The organism is Bacillus sp. AK128 (assembly GCF_053903075.1).
This window is the reverse complement of the sequence record NZ_CP096379.1, coordinates 2,727,628-2,744,765: the sequence shown is the minus strand read 5'-3', so window position 1 is coordinate 2,744,765 and position 17,138 is coordinate 2,727,628. Positions and strand designations below refer to the sequence as shown.

Genomic DNA, 17,138 nt, shown 5'->3' with positions numbered 1-17,138 from the left:
CGTTGCAGGAACTTTATCCCTACTAAAAAATAAAAGATGCCTACTTGTTTAGTAGACATCTAATTTTTTCCTTTGTTATTCTTTATTTGTTTTTTGTTCATTAGTCTTAACAAACTCATTCACCTGTTCTGATAAATCTGTTACTAGGTTTTTAATCATTTCCTTTTGTTCTTCAGAAATCTCTTTTTTATTCGTTTTAGTAATTCCATGTCTAGTGAAGATATCTGAAACCATTAAATCCACAATACTTTTTGAGAAAATAGTCGGTTTTTTCTTTTGTTCATCTTTACTCATCATAATCCTCCTATCTATAGCTTGCATGAATGTCTCTTTACTTTTATATGCAGATAATAAACAAGGTGGACTAGTTTTTAAGTGGAATATACGAGAATGGTTAATTTGTCTAGTAGTTATATGTCTAATCATAAAACAGCAAGGATTAAATCGCTGGATTCCGATCACTATGAGATAAGTTAGTTATCTACATAAAATTTATGGTTTTCTGATAGGCAATAATAAAAGCTTGGCAATTTTGCCAAGCTATACATTGGTATGGTGTTGTCCTTGTTGTCCAATCGATTTAATAGGTAGACGCCATTTATAAATCAGGGAGGCCATCCTTAAGCCGACGATGGAGAAGAATAGAATATAAAGTCCTAATGTACCTTCTACCAAATTAAAACCAATCACGAGCCCAGCTAATGCCGCCCAAACTGCGTAAATTTCTGACCTAAAGACAACTGGTTTTCTTCCCGCAAGTACGTCGCGGACAATGCCGCCACCACTACCAGTTAAGACAGCCGCCACGACCACTGCGCTAATCGGATGTTCCATTCCTGTTGCATATAAGGCACCTTGGATAGCAAAAGCAGCGAGACCAATAGCATCAAAGAAATTCCCCCATCTTTTCCAATGTCTTAACAAACCATTTGGAAAAAGGAATATAACTGTGATAGATAATAACGCAAGTTGAAACATATATCCTTGTTCCCATAAGGCTGACACCGGAACTCCGATTAATAGGTTACGAATTGCTCCTCCCCCAAAAGCGGTGACTAATCCTAAAATATAAACACCTAATATATCATACTCTTCCTCCATTGCTACAATCCCACCACTTACGGCAAATGCAATCGTTCCAATGATCGTCATAACATCCCAAGTAATCATTTGTTTTATATCCCTCTCTGTGTAAACTCATTGATGACTCGATTTATTTTAACAGGAATTTTTGTGAAATCAATCATTTTGTGTGAGATGCTCCCTAACTTAGGAGAATCTGAAGGAGTTTCTAATTATAGATTGTTTTGGTATGATGGTCTTACTTAATAATACTTACTTATTAGAAAGAGGGGCCGAACAGATGGGACCTACCGAACACATGTTTGAAAAGGTGATTCTTGTTGGTTGTCAACTACCTAATGAAGATGACGAACGTTTTCAATATTCATTAGACGAATTAGCTTCCTTAACTAAAACAGCTAAGGGGAAAGCCATCGCAACTATATCTCAAAAAAGAAATACTAGACATCCGGCTACGTATATAGGAAAAGGGAAGGTCGAGGAGTTAATAGCTCTCTCGGAAGAAACTGAGCCAGATGTGATTATTTTCAATGATGAATTATCCCCAAGTCAAATTCGAAACCTCTCCAATGTATTAGAGGCAAGAGTGATTGACCGGACTCAGCTCATTCTAGATATATTTGCACAAAGAGCAAGATCTAGGGAAGGAAAACTACAAGTAGAACTTGCCCAGCTTCAGTACTTGTTACCACGCTTAATTGGTAAAGGGTTATCTTTATCTCGACTCGGTGGAGGAATTGGGACAAGAGGACCAGGTGAGACTAAGTTAGAAACAGATCGACGACATATTCATCGCAGAATTGATGACATAAAAGGACAGTTAGTTAGTATCGTTCAGCATAGAGAAAGGTACCGAGAAAGAAGAAAGCATAATCAATCTTTCCAATTAGCCTTAGTAGGTTATACGAATGCTGGAAAATCTACATTATTTAATCGATTAACAGAAGCTGACTCGCTTGAAGAAAATCAGTTGTTTGCCACACTTGATCCAATGACAAGAAAATGTATTCTACCATCAGGTTTTACGGCTTTATTAACAGATACCGTTGGATTCATTCAAGATCTTCCAACATCCTTAATTGCTGCTTTTAGGTCAACTTTAGAAGAAGCAAAGGAAGCCGACTTAATTTTACATGTAGTAGATTCTTCAAACCCTGACTACTATAACCATGAACAAACAGTATATAAACTATTAGATGAACTTGAGGCTGACCAAATTCCAATTTTAACGGTATATAATAAACGGGATGAACAACACACTGATTTTGTTCCTTCTAAAGGTCATGAATCCATTTTAATTAGTGCCTTTAACGAAGGTGATTTAGATTCATTAAGACAGATGATTCAATCACTTATGATGGAAAGCATGGAAGAATATAAGGTGTATATCCCCAATTCAGAAGGGAAGCTTCTGTCACAGTTAAAATCAACCTCGGTTTTAACAGAGTTGTCTTTTGAGGAAGAAAGAGACAGCTATCTTTGCAAAGGATTTATACAACCGACTTTATCAATTACACAGCAGCTTAAGAATTATATGCAGTAAGAGAGGAAATAGAAATGTTACAGTTTTTAAAGCATGGAAATCAACTACTAGATATTGTAAGTGAAACAGAAACACAAATTAAAAAAATTCATGATGAAATTGATTTGATTGCAGAGAATAACCAATATCGAATACTACAATCATACCGGACTAATCGGGTAAGTGATTCTCACTTTATTCCTTCAACAGGATATGGTTACGATGATATGGGAAGAGATACCCTTGAAAAGATTTATGCAGATGTTCTAGGTGCAGAAGCGGGTTTAGTTAGACCACAGATAATATCAGGGACACATGCAATTTCAATTGCGTTATTTGGGGTTTTAAGACCAGGAGATGAATTATTATACATAACAGGGAAGCCATATGATACGCTTGAAGAAATTGTTGGCCTTCGAGGAAATGGTGTCGGTTCACTAAAAGAGTTCAATATAGATTATCAAACAGTGAATTTAACAGATGAAGGTCAGATTGACTATGAAGCAGTAAAAAGAGCGATTAAACCAAATACTAAGATGATTGGGATCCAACGCTCAAAAGGATATGCAACAAGACCTTCATTTACTATAGAAGAAATAAGTAAAATGGTTGATTTCGTAAAAACAATTAAACAAGATTTAGTCGTTTTTGTAGACAATTGTTACGGAGAGTTTGTAGAAGAGCAAGAGCCTTGTCATATTGGTGTTGATTTAATGGCGGGGTCATTAATAAAGAATCCAGGTGGAGGATTGGCTAAAACCGGTGGATACATAGTAGGGAGAAAGGACTTAGTTGAAGCATGTAGTTACCGAATGACCTCTCCGGGAATAGGAGCAGAGGCAGGAGCTTCTTTATACAGTCTTCAGGAGATGTATCAAGGATTTTTCATGGCACCACATACTGTAAGTCAAGCATTGAAGGGGGCAATATTTACTGCAGCTCTTTTAGAAAAACTTGGATTCAATACAAGCCCTAAATGGAATAGTAAACGTACGGATTTAATACAATCTGTTCAATTTGACGATCGTGAAAAAATGGTGGCTTTTTGTCAAGCTATTCAATATGCGTCTCCCATTAATAGCCATGTCACACCTTATCCTAGCTATATGCCAGGCTATGAGGATGATGTGATCATGGCGGCAGGGACCTTTATCCAAGGGGCAAGCATAGAACTTTCTGCAGACGGACCACTAAGAGCTCCGTACGTTGCATACGTCCAGGGGGGATTGACATATAGTCATGTAAAGATGGCAATTTGCTCAGCGATTGATTCATTAATAGATAAAAATCTGTTTAATTTATAGAAGAAAAGGGGATTTTAGAAAAAGATCTTTTAATATACCCTTTTTGTTAAAATCTTATGTAATAAAACCTATCATATCATTGACACATTTCCTCACATGGAATAAAATAAACTAGAGAAAGAAAAAAGGAGGATTGGTTATGAGCGATAACATACGTCGAAATATGCCCTTATTCCCAATGGGAATTGTTATGAATTTGACTGAGTTATCCGCGCGCCAAATCCGCTATTATGAAGAGCATGACTTAGTTCAACCTGCTAGATCTGATGGGAATCGACGCCTTTACTCATTTAATGATGTCGATCGTTTATTAGAGATTAAGGAAATGATTGACCAAGGTGTTAACATGGCAGGAATAAAGAAAGTCCTTCAAGTAGCAAATCAGCAGGAAGCTCAGCAAGAAGATAGCACTAACCTTGTCGTTCCTAAGGAATTAAGTGATGAAGAGCTTCGAAAACTATTAAAATCCGAACTTATTCAAGCAGGTCGTTTTAACCGAACATCTCTACGACAAGGAGATATGTCAAGATTCTTTCATTAAGAATGATAAAAACTGGGGAGGAATAGTAGTATGGCGAAATTTACGAAAGAGGATATTTTCCGAATTGCGCAAGAAGAAAACGTGAAGTACATCCGTTTACAGTTTACTGACTTACTTGGAATTATTAAGAACGTAGAAATTCCATCTAGTCAATTAGAAAAGGCTTTAGACAATAAAATGATGTTTGATGGTTCTTCAATTGAAGGGTTTGTTCGTATTGAAGAGTCAGATATGTACTTATTCCCAGACTTAGATACATGGGTTGTATTCCCTTGGACTGCTGAAAAAGGGAAAGTTGCCCGTTTGATTTGTGATATTTATAATCCAGATGGAACGCCTTTTGAAGGTGATCCTCGTAATAATCTAAAGCGTGTTCTGAAAGAAATGGAAGAATTAGGTTTCACTGATTTTAACTTAGGACCAGAGCCAGAATTCTTCTTATTTAAGCTTGATGAAAAGGGTGAACCAACCCTTGAGTTAAATGATGCAGGTGGATACTTCGACTTAGCACCAACAGATTTAGGTGAAAACTGTCGTCGTGACATCGTACTAGAACTTGAAGAAATGGGCTTTGAAATCGAAGCTTCTCACCATGAAGTAGCACCTGGTCAGCACGAGATTGACTTTAAGTATGCAAGCGCACTTAAAGCGTGTGATGACATCCAAACATTTAAACTAGTTGTTAAGACAATTGCACGTAAGCATGGTCTTCATGCAACATTCATGCCTAAGCCATTGTTCGGAGTAAATGGTTCGGGTATGCATTGTAACGTTTCTTTGTTCAAAGGTAATGAAAATGCATTTTTTGACACTAATGGGGATTTACAATTAAGTGATACTGCACGTCAGTTTATTGCAGGAATACTTAAGCATGCAACAAACTTCACAGCTGTAACGAACCCAACTGTAAACTCTTATAAACGACTTGTTCCTGGCTATGAAGCACCTTGCTATGTAGCTTGGTCTGCAAGAAATAGAAGTCCATTAATCCGTATTCCTTCTTCACGTGGATTAAGTACTCGTGTTGAGGTAAGAAGTGTAGACCCTGCAGCTAACCCATATTTAGCGATGTCAGTTTTATTAGCAGCTGGTCTAGATGGAATTAAGAATAAACTTCAGCCACCAAAGGCAGTTGACCGTAACATCTATGTAATGAATAAAGAAGAGCGTTTAGAAAACGGAATTGCAGATCTACCTGCTACTTTATATCATGCATTAGAAAACCTAAAAACAGATGAAGTAATTATCAATGCATTAGGTAGACATATCCTTGAGCATTTTGTAGAAGCGAAGGAAATAGAATGGGATATGTTCCGTACTCAAGTTCACCCTTGGGAACGTGAACAATATATGACCATATTTTAAAAATAGGTGGCCTTTGGCCATCTTTTTTTTCGTTAAGCAACATTTTAACAAGGTATGGTAATTTTCTAAAGAATAGATTTTTTAAAAAATAATAAAAGGAGATAAAAAAATGGGATTTCATCAAATACCTAATACATACATAGAACAAGTAGCCCTAAAGGTTCAATCAATCGAAAGATCAGTAGAATTTTACAAGGAGTTCATTGGGTTGAAAATATTGCATCAAGATAAAGGTCAAGCGGTATTGACGGCTGATGGTAAACAACCATTATTATACCTTGAGGAGCCTGTTGATGTAATACCAAAACAATCACGGACAACAGGGTTATATCATTTTGCCTTATTAGTGCCTACTCGCTCAGATTTAGCTAATGTTTTACAACATTTTATAAATAAAAACCTTAAGCTACAGGGAGCTTCTGATCATTTAGTAAGTGAAGCACTTTATTTAGCAGATCCCGATGGAAATGGCATTGAGATATATGCAGATCGATCTTCAAGTGAGTGGGAGTGGAATAATGGTGAGGTTGTTATGGCGACGAAAGCTCTCAACATAAGAGACTTGTTAAGTGAGGTGACAGAAAGTCCCTGGAAAGGAATGCCGGCAAACACTTTAATGGGACATATCCATCTGCATGTATCAGAACTAACAGATACAAACGAATTTTATTGTAAGGGACTAGGTTTTGATGTGGTTAGTCTTTATGGTAATCAAGCTCTGTTTATCTCGTCTGGAGGATATCATCATCATATAGGGTTGAATACATGGAATGGTGTTGGAGCTCCGTGTCCAGATAAGAAGTCGGTTGGACTAAATTGGTTCTCCATCGTATTCTCTGATGAAATTTTTCTTCAGGCTACGGTTGGGCGTTTACAGGAATTAAGTGCACCTTTAAAAAAAGAAAGCACTCATTATTTTACAGAAGACCCATCCGGGAATGTAATGAAATTAGTCGTTAAAGATAAAAAGCATTGATGCAGTCATCAATGCTTTTACTACTTTATTAATGAAGAGTTCGATAAACACCAATAACCTTACCAAGAATTGTTACGTTTTTGAGAATAATAGGCTCGAGCATTGAATTTTCAGGCTGTAATCGGAAATAGTCCTTTTCCTTGAAGAACCTTTTCACAGTAGCTTCATCTTCCTCTGTCATAGCGACTACTATATCTCCATTATTAGCAGTTGTTTGCTGCCTCACAAGTACAAGGTCACCATCAAATATACCAGCTTCAATCATACTATCTCCCATAATCTCTAGCATAAATACATTTTCATCAGGAGTTACAAATCGGTCTGGAATAGGAAAATAATCATCTACGTTTTCAATGGCTGTAATTGGCTGTCCAGCAGTTACTTTCCCTAAAATAGGTACATTTATGACAGAACCAGCATAGACAGGTTGAACAACATCTTGGTCAAGTATTTCAATTGCTCTTGGTTTCGTTGGATCTCGGCGGATGAGCCCTTTGCTTTCTAATCTAGCTAAATGTCCATGAACAGTTGAGCTTGATGCTAACCCTACAGCTTCACCAATTTCACGAACAGAAGGTGGGTAACCTTTTAAGTGTACTTCCTTCTTTATAAACTCTAGAATATCCTGTTGACGTTTTGATAGTTTTTTCATCGGTACACCTCTATGTCTCCATATTATTACAATAATTATAGCATGTACCCATAAAAAATACAAACATAAGTTCGAGAAAAGGTATTGACTAAAACATTTGTTCGTATTAATATTTGAATATAAGGGAACAAACATTCTGTTTTTAGGGGGATTACGATTTATCATGAAAATTAAAACTATGAATCTTTCATTTTACATAGCATTTATTATGTCTATTACTTTATTTTTTATCTGCGCCTATCTTACAAGCGATCAGAGAGTAGAGGAACAATTTGTACAAATAGAAGTTTTGGAAAATGAAACGATCTGGGAATTAGCTGAGCGGTATGCCGAGAGACATTCACTAACGCCATCAGAATTTGTAAGTTGGGTCGAAAAAAATAACCAGATTAACTCGAATTTTATTCATGCAGGCTCATCTATTTACATTCCAATTGAAATAGAAAACCAGAAAGACTCCATTATTTTAGTTGCTGATGGAAGCCAAAGCCGATAATGAATGCGATTATCTATGCTAGAGTGAGTACAGATAAGGAAGCCCAGCAGTCCTCTTTAAATAGACAGGTGGAAGAGCTCACGCAATTAGCTTGTGATTATGGCTTTGAGGTTTTAAAAACCATTACGGAAAAAGCCAGTGGATATGAAATAGACCGAGATGGTTTTATTGAGATTTTAGATTATACAAAGTTCAAAAAAGTTGATGCTCTACTTATACAGGACGAAACAAGAATAGGTCGTGGCAATGCAAAACTTGCCTTAATTCATCTTTTACATAAAGAAGGAATAAAGATTTTCACATCTATCAACCAAGGTGAAATGGAATTATCTGATGGTGATTCAATGGTATTAAACATAGTAGGTATAGTAGAAGAATTCCAACGAAAAATTCAAAACGTAAAAATCAAACGAGGTATGCAGAGAGCCATCAATAATGGTTTTTCTCCGGAAAGAAATTTCAAAAATATCGGCAATAGTCCAGGGAGAAGTAAAATTGAAGCACCAATTGAAGAAATTATTAGACTTCGTCACAATGAATTAACTTTTTTAGAAATTGCATTAACTTTAAATGGGTTAGGCTATGAGATCTCAAAGGCAACTGTCCACCGAAGATATAAGGAATATATAAACGCAAAAAGGTAACCTGCTTGATACAAGCAGGTTCTTTTAGTATTATCAGTAAGTATACGAAGCGCTTGCGCTTTTGTTCTATGATACGTTTATGTTTAAGACGTCTGTAAAGGAGTATAATAACGATGTTATCACAAGAAAAACTGGCAAGAATTAACCATCTATCTAAGAAGGCAAAAGAGGTGGGACTTACTGGTACTGAAGCAGAAGAGCAAAAACAATTACGTGAAGAGTATATAAAAGCTTTCAGGGGCCAGATGGTCGACCATTTACATTCAATCAAGGTTGTTGATGAGACGGGGAATGATGTTACCCCAAAGAAGCTAAAACAAAGTAAGAAAAATAGAAAAAATCTCCATTAAATCTTATTTAATAGGTTGTCCTTCGTTCTCTTAAAGGATATGATGGAAATAAAAATTTTTTAATTCGAAAGGATGATCATCATGGAGACAATCGATAAGTTGTCTATTAATGCAATCCGTACTTTATCCATTGATGCGATTGAAAAAGCGAATTCCGGTCACCCAGGGATGCCGATGGGGGCTGCACCAATGGCTTATACGCTATGGACACAATTCATGAATCACAACCCGAAGAACCCAGAGTGGTTCAATCGTGATCGATTTGTATTGTCAGCTGGACATGGGTCAATGTTACTTTATAGCTTATTACATATTTCAGGTTATGATTTATCAATGGATGACATAAAAAATTTCCGTCAATGGGGAAGTAAAACTCCGGGTCACCCAGAATTCAGGCACACTCCAGGTGTTGAGGCGACTACCGGACCACTTGGTCAAGGTATTGCCATGGCAGTTGGAATGGCGATGGCTGAAAGACATCTAGCTGGTAAATACAATCAACCAGGCTTCGATTTAGTTGATCATTATACATATACGATTTGTGGCGATGGTGATTTGATGGAAGGTGTTTCTGCTGAATCAGCTTCACTAGCAGCACATTTAAGATTAGGAAAGCTTGTCGTTCTTTATGATTCTAATGATATTTCACTAGACGGAGAATTAGACAAAGCTTTTTCTGAAAGTGTGGAAGGACGCTTTAAGTCTTATGGCTGGCAGGTTATTCGTGTTGAAGATGGTAATGATATTAAGGAAATCGGTAATGCATTAACCGAAGCAAAATCTGATTTAAATCGTCCGACATTAATTGAGATTAAAACAACTATTGGTTACGGTTCACCAAACCGTTCTGGAACTTCAGGTGTTCATGGCTCTCCACTAGGTCAAGAGGAAACTAAGTTGACGAAGGAAGCTTATAAATGGACGTTTGAGGAAGATTTCCATGTACCTGAGGAAGTATACGAACACTTCAAGCAAACCGTTGTTGATAAAGGCCAAAAGGCTGAAGTAGAATATAATCAAATTTTTGCAGAATATGAGTCTGCTTTCCCAGAATTAGCATCTGATTTAAAAGCTGCTATAAAGGGTGAGCTTCCTAGAGGCTGGGATCAAGATTTACCAGTTTATGAACCTGGAAAGGCTTTAGCAAGCCGTGCTTCTTCTGGAGAGGCATTGAATGCAATTGCTAAAAATCTTCCATACTTTTTTGGTGGTTCTGCAGACTTAGCTGGATCAAACAAGACACAGATTAAAGGTGCAGCAGATTTTACGCACGAAGACTACAGTGGAAGAAATATTTGGTTCGGTGTACGGGAATTTGCAATGGGTGCTGCATTAAATGGTTTAGCTCTACACGGGGGTGTAAAAGTTTACGGGGGTACTTTCTTTGTATTTTCAGATTATTTACGCCCTGCAATTCGTTTAGCTGCACTGATGCAACTACCTGTTACGTATGTATTTACTCATGATAGTATTGCAGTTGGAGAAGATGGTCCAACTCATGAACCAATTGAGCAACTCCCTTCATTACGTGCAATGCCTGGATTAGATGTAATTCGACCAGCTGATGGAAATGAGACAGCAGCTGCTTGGAAGCTTGCCATTGAGTCTACGCATACACCGACGGCCCTAGTTTTAACGAGACAGGATTTAACAACAATGGACTCAACGAAGGAGTTAGCGTATGAGGGTGTAAAAAAAGGAGCTTATGTGGTATCTAAATCCACTAAGGATCTACCTGATGCCTTGTTACTAGCTACTGGATCTGAGGTTGGACTTGCGGTAGAGGCGCAAAAGGCGCTTAATGAAGAAGGAATTTCTGTATCTGTAGTGAGTATGCCATCATGGCATAGATTTGAGCAGCAGTCAAAAGAATATAAAGAATCTGTTATACCTAAGAATGTTAAAAAGCGTTTGGGTATTGAAATGGCTACTCCTCTAGGCTGGGAACGATATGTTGGTGATGAAGGAGAAGTTATTGGGATCCATACATTCGGTGCATCTGCTCCAGGAGAACTTGTCATGAAGGAATATGGTTTTTCTGTGGAAAATGTAGTGAAACGCACAAAAGAATTACTTCAAGGTTAATCGAAAAGAGGCTGGGAAATAAGTATTTCAGCCTGTGATAAACCCGAACAAATAGGTGATATTATGATGAATCTTTCACCTACTAGTTCGGGTTTTTATTTTGTTCTTTTAATCGATTTGTTGAATTGCATCTTATCCTTAAAAACCTAGTGGAATGGAGCGGAAGACGCTTGACTCCTGCGGGAGATAGAGGAAAGGTCGAGACCCCACAGGCGCAGCCGAGGAGGCTCGAATTCCTCCCCGCGGAAAGCAAGTGTCTGCAGCGCAATGGAACGACCTTGTTCTTCTAGCTTAACTAGTTAATTAGTAACAGTTCAGCGAAAGCAGTATTATATTTGATAGGTAGACAAATTTAGAGATTATTCGGCTTTGAGACCGGTGTATTAGGTTTTGTCCCAGCCCTTTTTTTCGACAATAAAAGTTATAATCTCCTCCAGGAATAGACATATATTTCAATAAAATATTGCTATAATGATCGATACGATAAGGCAATTAGGAGGGGACGAGAGTGAGAGGATATACAATCTATTTGATTGAGGAAGAATTTGCTCATCATTATTATGGAAGAGAAGGCATGTTTTACAAACTATTTGCAGAATATAACGATGCTAGAGGAGAATTAAAATCCATCTTAGGTAAGCAAATTAACTATATCACAAAGCCTATTCCTGCCATCTCGTTTAACCAATATGTTGAATCTGAACTAAAAAATAGGTCAAGCTACCGATTAACAACTGATGGGCACTATATAGAAGGTCATAATGGACTTAGTTATGCTAGCCTTTCAGTGTCAGAGAGAAGTCTACATTTACTTGCCAAGGGAAAATATGAATCTGAAATGGTGTTTTTTGATCTATTAAAGAAATGGGATTCAAGATTTTTAGCAGTTAATATTCAGCAAGCTAGTTTTGGTTGGATTTCGCCTGTGAAACAACGAAAATTTGTGTAATTCTAACTTTCATATTGTATAATGGATACGGTTTTAGTACACTGTAGTATAGACAACTTGAAGGAGGAAGAGCAATGGAATTATGGGTAGGTATTCTAGTTGGCGTTCTAGCACTTATAGCTGGGGTTGCACTAGGTTTTTTCATAGCACGTCAATACATGATGAGTTACTTAAAGAAGAACCCGCCAATTAACGAGCAAATGCTTCGTGCAATGATGATGCAAATGGGACAAAAACCTTCACAAAAGAAAATAAATCAAATGTTAAAAGCAATGAATAATCAAATGAAATAGTAGTGGACAAGCACGCACAATTGTGAGTGCTTTTCTTTTTGTGCGGGGTTTTATATAATATACGGTATTCAGTAAACAAAGGAATGAAATCGATGAATTCTAATCTTATCGTACCTAAAATTTCTATAAATCAAGTTTTGGAAGATTCCTATCAGCTTATAGATGTTCGTTCTCCTAGTGAATACAAGGAGTTCCATATACCCAGTGCGATCAGTATACCTATTTTCTCAGATGAAGAGCGTGCAGAAGTTGGGACCATTTATAAACAAAATGGAAATGAACATGCAAAGGATATTGGAGTGGATATCCTTTCTAAAAAACTCCCCAAGCTATATCGAGAAATAAAAGAGTTGAATAAATCAAATCATTCAAAACCTTTAGTTGTATACTGCTGGCGTGGTGGAATGAGAAGTAAATCAATTGCGACCATGATGGGGGCACTTGACATTCCAATTCTTCAATTAGATGGTGGGATTCGGTCCTATCGACAACTAATTATGGAAGAACTAGCTTCTGCGCAATCTAAAGTAAAGCAGTATATCGTCTTAGAAGGTCTAACTGGAACTAAAAAAACAGACATCCTTATAGAGTTAGAGAAGCAAGGTTATCCGGTTATAAATATTGAAATGTTAGCAAGTCACCGTGGTTCTATTTTCGGACAAATTGGTATGTCTTCTAGAAGTCAAAAAGAATTTGAAAGCCTGCTGTACCATCGGTTAATAGAATTAGAAAGTGCGCCCTATTATATAATAGAAGCGGAGAGTAAACGGTTAGGGAGTGTTATAATTCCAGATTTCCTTTTGGAAGGAAAGGAAAAAGGAGATCGAATTCATATAGAGCTGGACTTAGTAAATCGAGCTAAAACAATATGTGAAACCTATCAATATGAAGAAAATAAACAAGAATTTAACGATGCAATCTTTCGTTTAGAAAGACATTTTTCAAAAGATGTATTCCTTGAAATGAAAGAGTTATTAGCCAACCAAGATATTCAGGCTGTAGTAGAGATTCTTTTACGGGATTATTATGACCCTAAATACAAGTATACTTCAAAAAAATATACTACACCCGTTCATAAAATGAAAATTAATTCGCTAGAAGATGGAGTGCAAAAAGTAAGTAAGAAGATTGATGAATTATCCAAAAAGTATGTTTTTGTTTAAAGGAGCCGAAAGCTTCTTTTTTTTGACTTTTTGTAATATTCTTCAACTTTTTTTGGAAGATATATGCTAAACTAATGTTCGAAATGTAACTAGGAAGGTGTCGGTATGAGTATTTTTAAAGATTTATGGTGGTTTTTTAAAGCTGAAAAGAAATCCTATGGAGTAGGGGTAATACTGCTTACTTTTGTAGCTATTTTAGAGTTAATACCACCAATGGTCATAGGGATTATCGTAGATCATATTAATAATGAATCATTGACAAAAGAGCTATTATTTCAATGGACAGGAGTTCTTCTTGGTATGGGGCTTTCTGTTTATATTCTAAGGTATTTATGGAGAATTATGATTTATGGTGCTTCTGTAAGGTTAGGTCGGTTATTAAGGAATCAACTATATGAGCATTTTACAAAAATGTCTCAGCATTTTTATCAACGAAGACGAACTGGAGACTTAATGGCACACTCTACTAATGATCTTCAGGCTGTTCAACAGACAGCAGGTGATGGAATTTTAACTCTAGTAGATTCTGTAATTACTGGTAGCTTTGTTATTATCGCGATGGCTACTACAATCAGTTGGAAGTTAACTCTAATTTGTTTAATACCGATGCCATTCATGGCAATTCTAACCAGCTATTATGGTTCACTGTTGCATAATCGTTTTCATAAAGCTCAGGAGGCATTCTCTTCCTTAAACGATAAGGTTCAGGAAAGTATTAGTGGAATTAAGGTGATTAAGACATTTGGACAGGAAAAAGAAGATACCGAATCTTTTGTTCAACAATCTAAGGATGTTGTAAATAAAAATGTAAAGGTTGCTAGAATTGATGCCCTGTTTGATCCAACTATTTCATTTATTGTGGGGATTTCATTTATTCTTGCCATAGTATTTGGTTCACGATTTGTCATGTCAGGAGAGCTGTCGATTGGTCAATTAATCTCGTTTACTACCTATTTAGGACTCCTAATATGGCCAATGCTAGCTTTTGGGTGGTTATTTAATATTGTTGAAAGAGGAAGAGCGTCCTATGACCGGGTTCAACAATTGTTAGCTGAAAAGGAAGATATTAAAGATCATGAAGGTGCTGTTACCTTGAGACCCACTGGTTCCATTTCTTTTCATATTGAAAATTTTCAATATCCAATGAGTGATAAGCAAGTATTAAAAAATATTCGATTTACGTTAGAGCAAGGACAGACCTTAGGTATTGTAGGAAAGACCGGCTCAGGCAAAACAACGTTATTGAAATTATTGCTTAGGGAGTTTGAAGATTATGTAGGACAAATCCGATTTGGTGAACATCAGATTCAATCTTACCACCGAGATGCATTACGATCATCGATTGGCTATGTTCCACAGGATCATTTTCTCTTTTCTGCTACAGTAGCGGATAATATTGCATTTGCACGACCGGATTCAAGTATCCAAGAAATAATTGAGGCTGCAAAACTTGCTAATATACACGAGGACATTATACAGTTTACAGATGGTTATGAGACGATTGTAGGGGAAAGAGGGGTTTCTTTATCCGGTGGCCAGAAGCAAAGAATCTCGATTGCTAGAGCTTTAATAGTAGATCCAGAGTTACTAATTTTGGACGATTCCTTGTCAGCCGTAGATGCCAAAACGGAGGAAAGTATTTTATCTTCATTAAAAAACAATCGTTCAGGGAAAACAACGATGATTACTTCTCATCGATTAAGTGCTATTGAGCATTCTGATTTAATTATTGTCCTAGAGCAAGGACAAATCAAACAGGTTGGAAAACATCAAAAATTAATGAATGAGGATGGTTGGTATAAAGACATGTATAACCGTCAGCAGCTTGAATCACTAGTAGAGCATGGAGGATAACAACGTGGAAGTAAATGAACAAATCAATCAGAATCGTACAACTAAACAGCAAAAGGTATTAAGACGATTGCTTGCTTATAGTACTCCTCATAAAAAATCCTTACTAATAGCTTTTACTCTATTAATTTTTGGAACCCTTGGTGAAATTTTAGGACCTTACCTAGTGAAAGTATTTATTGATGATTATCTAGTAAAGGGAAGCTTTCCATTCCAACCGGTTTTACTATTAGCGATTACTTACGTGGTTGTATTAGTAGCCAAAACCATCATACAATATTTTCAGTTATTTACTTTTAATAAAATAGCGTTATCGATTATTCAACAACTAAGAATTGACGTTTTTGGAAAGGTTCAAACACTTGGATTGAAATTCTTTGATAAAACACCAGGAGGGAGTATCGTATCCCGGGTAACGAATGATACCGAATCGATCAAGGAATTCTTTACAGATGTTTTATCTGTTTTTGTACAAAATTTATTTTTCTTAGTTGGAATTTTTATTGCCATGTTTTTATTAAATGTAAAACTAGCCTTTTTCTGTTTAGGAATTATACCAATCATATTTTTAATTATGCAGGCTTATCGTAAATACAGCTCCATCTACTTTCATGATTTAAGAGAAAAGCTAAGCCAGTTAAATGCCAAACTTAACGAATCTCTTCAAGGGATGGCGATCATACAGGTATTTAGACAAGAAAAGAGATTAAGAAAAGAGTTTTCAACCATTAATGAAGGTCATTATACAGCAGGAGTTAAGAACATAAAGTTAAATGGATTGCTCCTTCGTCCCGCGATTGATTTTATTTATGTCTGTTCATTAATCTTAGTGCTCGGATTTTTTGGGGTCACTTCTTTAACTAGTCCAATTGAGATTGGGGTTTTATATGCGTTCATAAATTATTTAGAACGTTTTTTTGAACCTGTTAATCAAATGATGATGAGATTATCGATGTATCAGCAAGCAATCGTTTCAGCAACTCGTGTATTTGAACTATTAGACAATGAGGAAACAGCTCCTAAATCAACTGGTAATCAACAACCAGATATTTCAAAAGGAGAAATTGAATTTAAGAATGTCAGTTTCTCTTACGATGGGAAGCGAGATGTATTAAAAAATATTTCGTTTGTTGCAAAACCAGGAGAAACAGTTGCGCTTGTTGGTCATACTGGAAGTGGGAAAAGTTCCATTATCAATGTATTTATGAGATTTTATGAGATTAACCGTGGTGAAATATTAATTGATGGTCAATCATTAAAGGAATATCAGGATGAAGAACTGCGGAAGAAAATTGGGTTGGTTCTTCAAGATCCATTTTTATTTGCAGGCTCCATCAAAAAAAATATTCAATTATATAATGACAAGATCTCTGATGAAGAAATAAAAGCTGCTGCTCAATTTGTCCAAGCTGATAAATTCATTAACACCTTACCTGATCAATATGATCATGTGCTATCAGAAAGAGGAACAACTTTTTCAAGTGGACAGAGACAGCTTGTGGCTTTCGCTAGAACAATTGCTACGAATCCTAAAATATTAGTGCTAGATGAAGCAACTGCAAATATAGATACTGAAACAGAGGGCTATATTCAAGAAGCACTTGCTAAGATGCGAAAAGGTAGAACTACCATTGCCATTGCCCACAGACTATCGACTATTCAGGATGCAGATCAAATTCTAGTTCTGCATCAGGGAGAAGTCACAGAGCGTGGTACTCACCATGAACTACTCCAAAGACAAGGCCTATACTATAAGATGTATGTACTTCAAAACCAAGTAACAGATAAAATTGAGGATATTGTTCTGTAGAAAAAGAACGCACCAATATTAAATTTGGTGCGTTCTTATAATTAGTGGTATTGT

17 protein-coding genes are annotated in these 17,138 nt (G+C 36.5%); 14 read left to right on the top strand and 3 right to left on the bottom strand.

Translation table 11 applies throughout. The features are described from left to right. Positions 1-75 precede the first annotated feature (75 nt). Positions 76-297, bottom strand: coding sequence for a spore coat protein (locus M1D60_RS13740; RefSeq protein ID WP_456275408.1), 222 nt, complete (start codon positions 295-297; stop codon positions 76-78). 243 nt (positions 298-540) lie between these two features. Continuing rightward, positions 541-1,167, bottom strand: a complete 627-nt coding sequence (locus M1D60_RS13735) for a trimeric intracellular cation channel family protein (protein ID WP_456279449.1) — start codon at positions 1,165-1,167, stop codon at positions 541-543. Positions 1,168-1,363: 196 nt separating this feature from the next. Here M1D60_RS13735 and hflX point away from each other — a divergent pair, with 196 nt between their 5' ends. The 5 genes from hflX to M1D60_RS13710 all read left to right on the top strand — a co-directional run bounded on the left by hflX (position 1,364) and on the right by M1D60_RS13710 (position 6,791). Next, entirely contained in the window at positions 1,364-2,626 is a 1,263-nt protein-coding gene (gene hflX / locus M1D60_RS13730) for a GTPase HflX (protein ID WP_456275407.1), read from the top strand. A gap of 14 nt (positions 2,627-2,640) precedes the next feature. Continuing rightward, a complete protein-coding gene (locus M1D60_RS13725) occupies positions 2,641-3,909 on the top strand; it encodes a methionine gamma-lyase family protein (protein WP_456275406.1) in 1,269 nt (422 codons plus the stop codon). 139 nt (positions 3,910-4,048) lie between these two features. Beyond that, positions 4,049-4,450 (top strand): MerR family transcriptional regulator, encoded by a 402-nt coding sequence (locus M1D60_RS13720; protein WP_456275405.1) that lies wholly within the window; start codon positions 4,049-4,051, stop codon positions 4,448-4,450. Positions 4,451-4,480: 30 nt separating this feature from the next. Then, the gene (gene glnA / locus M1D60_RS13715; protein ID WP_456275404.1) at positions 4,481-5,815 is read left to right on the top strand and encodes a type I glutamate--ammonia ligase; all 1,335 of its coding nucleotides are present in this window, start codon (positions 4,481-4,483) and stop codon (positions 5,813-5,815) included. A 109-nt stretch (positions 5,816-5,924) separates the two neighbouring features. Further along, entirely contained in the window at positions 5,925-6,791 is an 867-nt protein-coding gene (locus tag M1D60_RS13710) for a VOC family protein (RefSeq protein WP_456275403.1), read from the top strand. Between the two features lie 28 nt (positions 6,792-6,819). On the opposite strand, the gene lexA is transcribed toward M1D60_RS13710, so the two are convergent. Then, on the bottom strand, positions 6,820-7,443 hold the full coding sequence (lexA, locus tag M1D60_RS13705) for a transcriptional repressor LexA (RefSeq protein WP_456275402.1): 624 nt from the start codon (positions 7,441-7,443) through the stop codon (positions 6,820-6,822). Between the two features lie 163 nt (positions 7,444-7,606). On the opposite strand from lexA, the gene yneA reads away from it, so the two are divergent. The 9 genes from yneA to M1D60_RS13660 all read left to right on the top strand — a co-directional run bounded on the left by yneA (position 7,607) and on the right by M1D60_RS13660 (position 17,084). Beyond that, complete coding sequence (gene yneA / locus M1D60_RS13700; RefSeq protein ID WP_456275401.1) at positions 7,607-7,939, top strand: cell division suppressor protein YneA; 333 nt, start codon at positions 7,607-7,609, stop codon at positions 7,937-7,939. Beyond that, positions 7,939-8,583: a YneB family resolvase-like protein gene (locus tag M1D60_RS13695; RefSeq protein WP_456275400.1), complete on the top strand. Its 645-nt coding sequence runs from the start codon at positions 7,939-7,941 to the stop codon at positions 8,581-8,583. The genes yneA and M1D60_RS13695 overlap by 1 nt, the downstream gene beginning before the upstream one ends. Positions 8,584-8,696: 113 nt before the next feature. Continuing rightward, entirely contained in the window at positions 8,697-8,933 is a 237-nt protein-coding gene (locus M1D60_RS13690) for a DUF896 domain-containing protein (protein WP_456275399.1), read from the top strand. An 81-nt stretch (positions 8,934-9,014) separates the two neighbouring features. Further along, positions 9,015-11,018: a transketolase gene (tkt, locus tag M1D60_RS13685; protein ID WP_456275398.1), complete on the top strand. Its 2,004-nt coding sequence runs from the start codon at positions 9,015-9,017 to the stop codon at positions 11,016-11,018. Between the two features lie 508 nt (positions 11,019-11,526). Next, a complete protein-coding gene (gene sirA / locus M1D60_RS13680) occupies positions 11,527-11,967 on the top strand; it encodes a sporulation inhibitor of replication protein SirA (protein ID WP_456275397.1) in 441 nt (146 codons plus the stop codon). A 74-nt stretch (positions 11,968-12,041) separates the two neighbouring features. Beyond that, on the top strand, positions 12,042-12,260 hold the full coding sequence (locus tag M1D60_RS13675) for a YneF family protein (protein WP_456275396.1): 219 nt from the start codon (positions 12,042-12,044) through the stop codon (positions 12,258-12,260). Between the two features lie 92 nt (positions 12,261-12,352). Beyond that, entirely contained in the window at positions 12,353-13,423 is a 1,071-nt protein-coding gene (gene mnmH, locus M1D60_RS13670; RefSeq protein ID WP_456275395.1) for a tRNA 2-selenouridine(34) synthase MnmH, read from the top strand. Positions 13,424-13,528: 105 nt separating this feature from the next. Further along, positions 13,529-15,277, top strand: coding sequence for an ABC transporter transmembrane domain-containing protein (locus M1D60_RS13665; protein ID WP_456275394.1), 1,749 nt, complete (start codon positions 13,529-13,531; stop codon positions 15,275-15,277). Beyond that, entirely contained in the window at positions 15,267-17,084 is a 1,818-nt protein-coding gene (locus M1D60_RS13660; protein WP_456275393.1) for an ABC transporter ATP-binding protein, read from the top strand. The genes M1D60_RS13665 and M1D60_RS13660 overlap by 11 nt, the downstream gene beginning before the upstream one ends. The last annotated feature ends 54 nt before the right edge of the window (positions 17,085-17,138 follow it).

Excerpts from the sequence above, each read along its gene's own strand:
- M1D60_RS13740 (WP_456275408.1), bottom strand. The coding sequence starts at position 297 with ATGATGAGTAAAGATGAACAAAAGAAAAAACCGACTATTTTCTCAAAA.
- hflX (WP_456275407.1), top strand. The coding sequence starts at position 1,364 with ATGGGACCTACCGAACACATGTTTGAAAAGGTGATTCTTGTTGGTTGT.
- M1D60_RS13725 (WP_456275406.1), top strand. The coding sequence starts at position 2,641 with ATGTTACAGTTTTTAAAGCATGGAAATCAACTACTAGATATTGTAAGT.
- M1D60_RS13720 (WP_456275405.1), top strand. The coding sequence starts at position 4,049 with ATGAGCGATAACATACGTCGAAATATGCCCTTATTCCCAATGGGAATT.
- glnA (WP_456275404.1), top strand. The coding sequence starts at position 4,481 with ATGGCGAAATTTACGAAAGAGGATATTTTCCGAATTGCGCAAGAAGAA.
- M1D60_RS13710 (WP_456275403.1), top strand. The coding sequence starts at position 5,925 with ATGGGATTTCATCAAATACCTAATACATACATAGAACAAGTAGCCCTA.
- lexA (WP_456275402.1), bottom strand. The coding sequence starts at position 7,443 with ATGAAAAAACTATCAAAACGTCAACAGGATATTCTAGAGTTTATAAAG.
- yneA (WP_456275401.1), top strand. The coding sequence starts at position 7,607 with ATGAAAATTAAAACTATGAATCTTTCATTTTACATAGCATTTATTATG.
- M1D60_RS13695 (WP_456275400.1), top strand. The coding sequence starts at position 7,939 with ATGAATGCGATTATCTATGCTAGAGTGAGTACAGATAAGGAAGCCCAG.
- M1D60_RS13690 (WP_456275399.1), top strand. The coding sequence starts at position 8,697 with ATGTTATCACAAGAAAAACTGGCAAGAATTAACCATCTATCTAAGAAG.
- tkt (WP_456275398.1), top strand. The coding sequence starts at position 9,015 with ATGGAGACAATCGATAAGTTGTCTATTAATGCAATCCGTACTTTATCC.
- M1D60_RS13675 (WP_456275396.1), top strand. The coding sequence starts at position 12,042 with ATGGAATTATGGGTAGGTATTCTAGTTGGCGTTCTAGCACTTATAGCT.
- mnmH (WP_456275395.1), top strand. The coding sequence starts at position 12,353 with ATGAATTCTAATCTTATCGTACCTAAAATTTCTATAAATCAAGTTTTG.
- M1D60_RS13665 (WP_456275394.1), top strand. The coding sequence starts at position 13,529 with ATGAGTATTTTTAAAGATTTATGGTGGTTTTTTAAAGCTGAAAAGAAA.
- M1D60_RS13660 (WP_456275393.1), top strand. The coding sequence starts at position 15,267 with ATGGAGGATAACAACGTGGAAGTAAATGAACAAATCAATCAGAATCGT.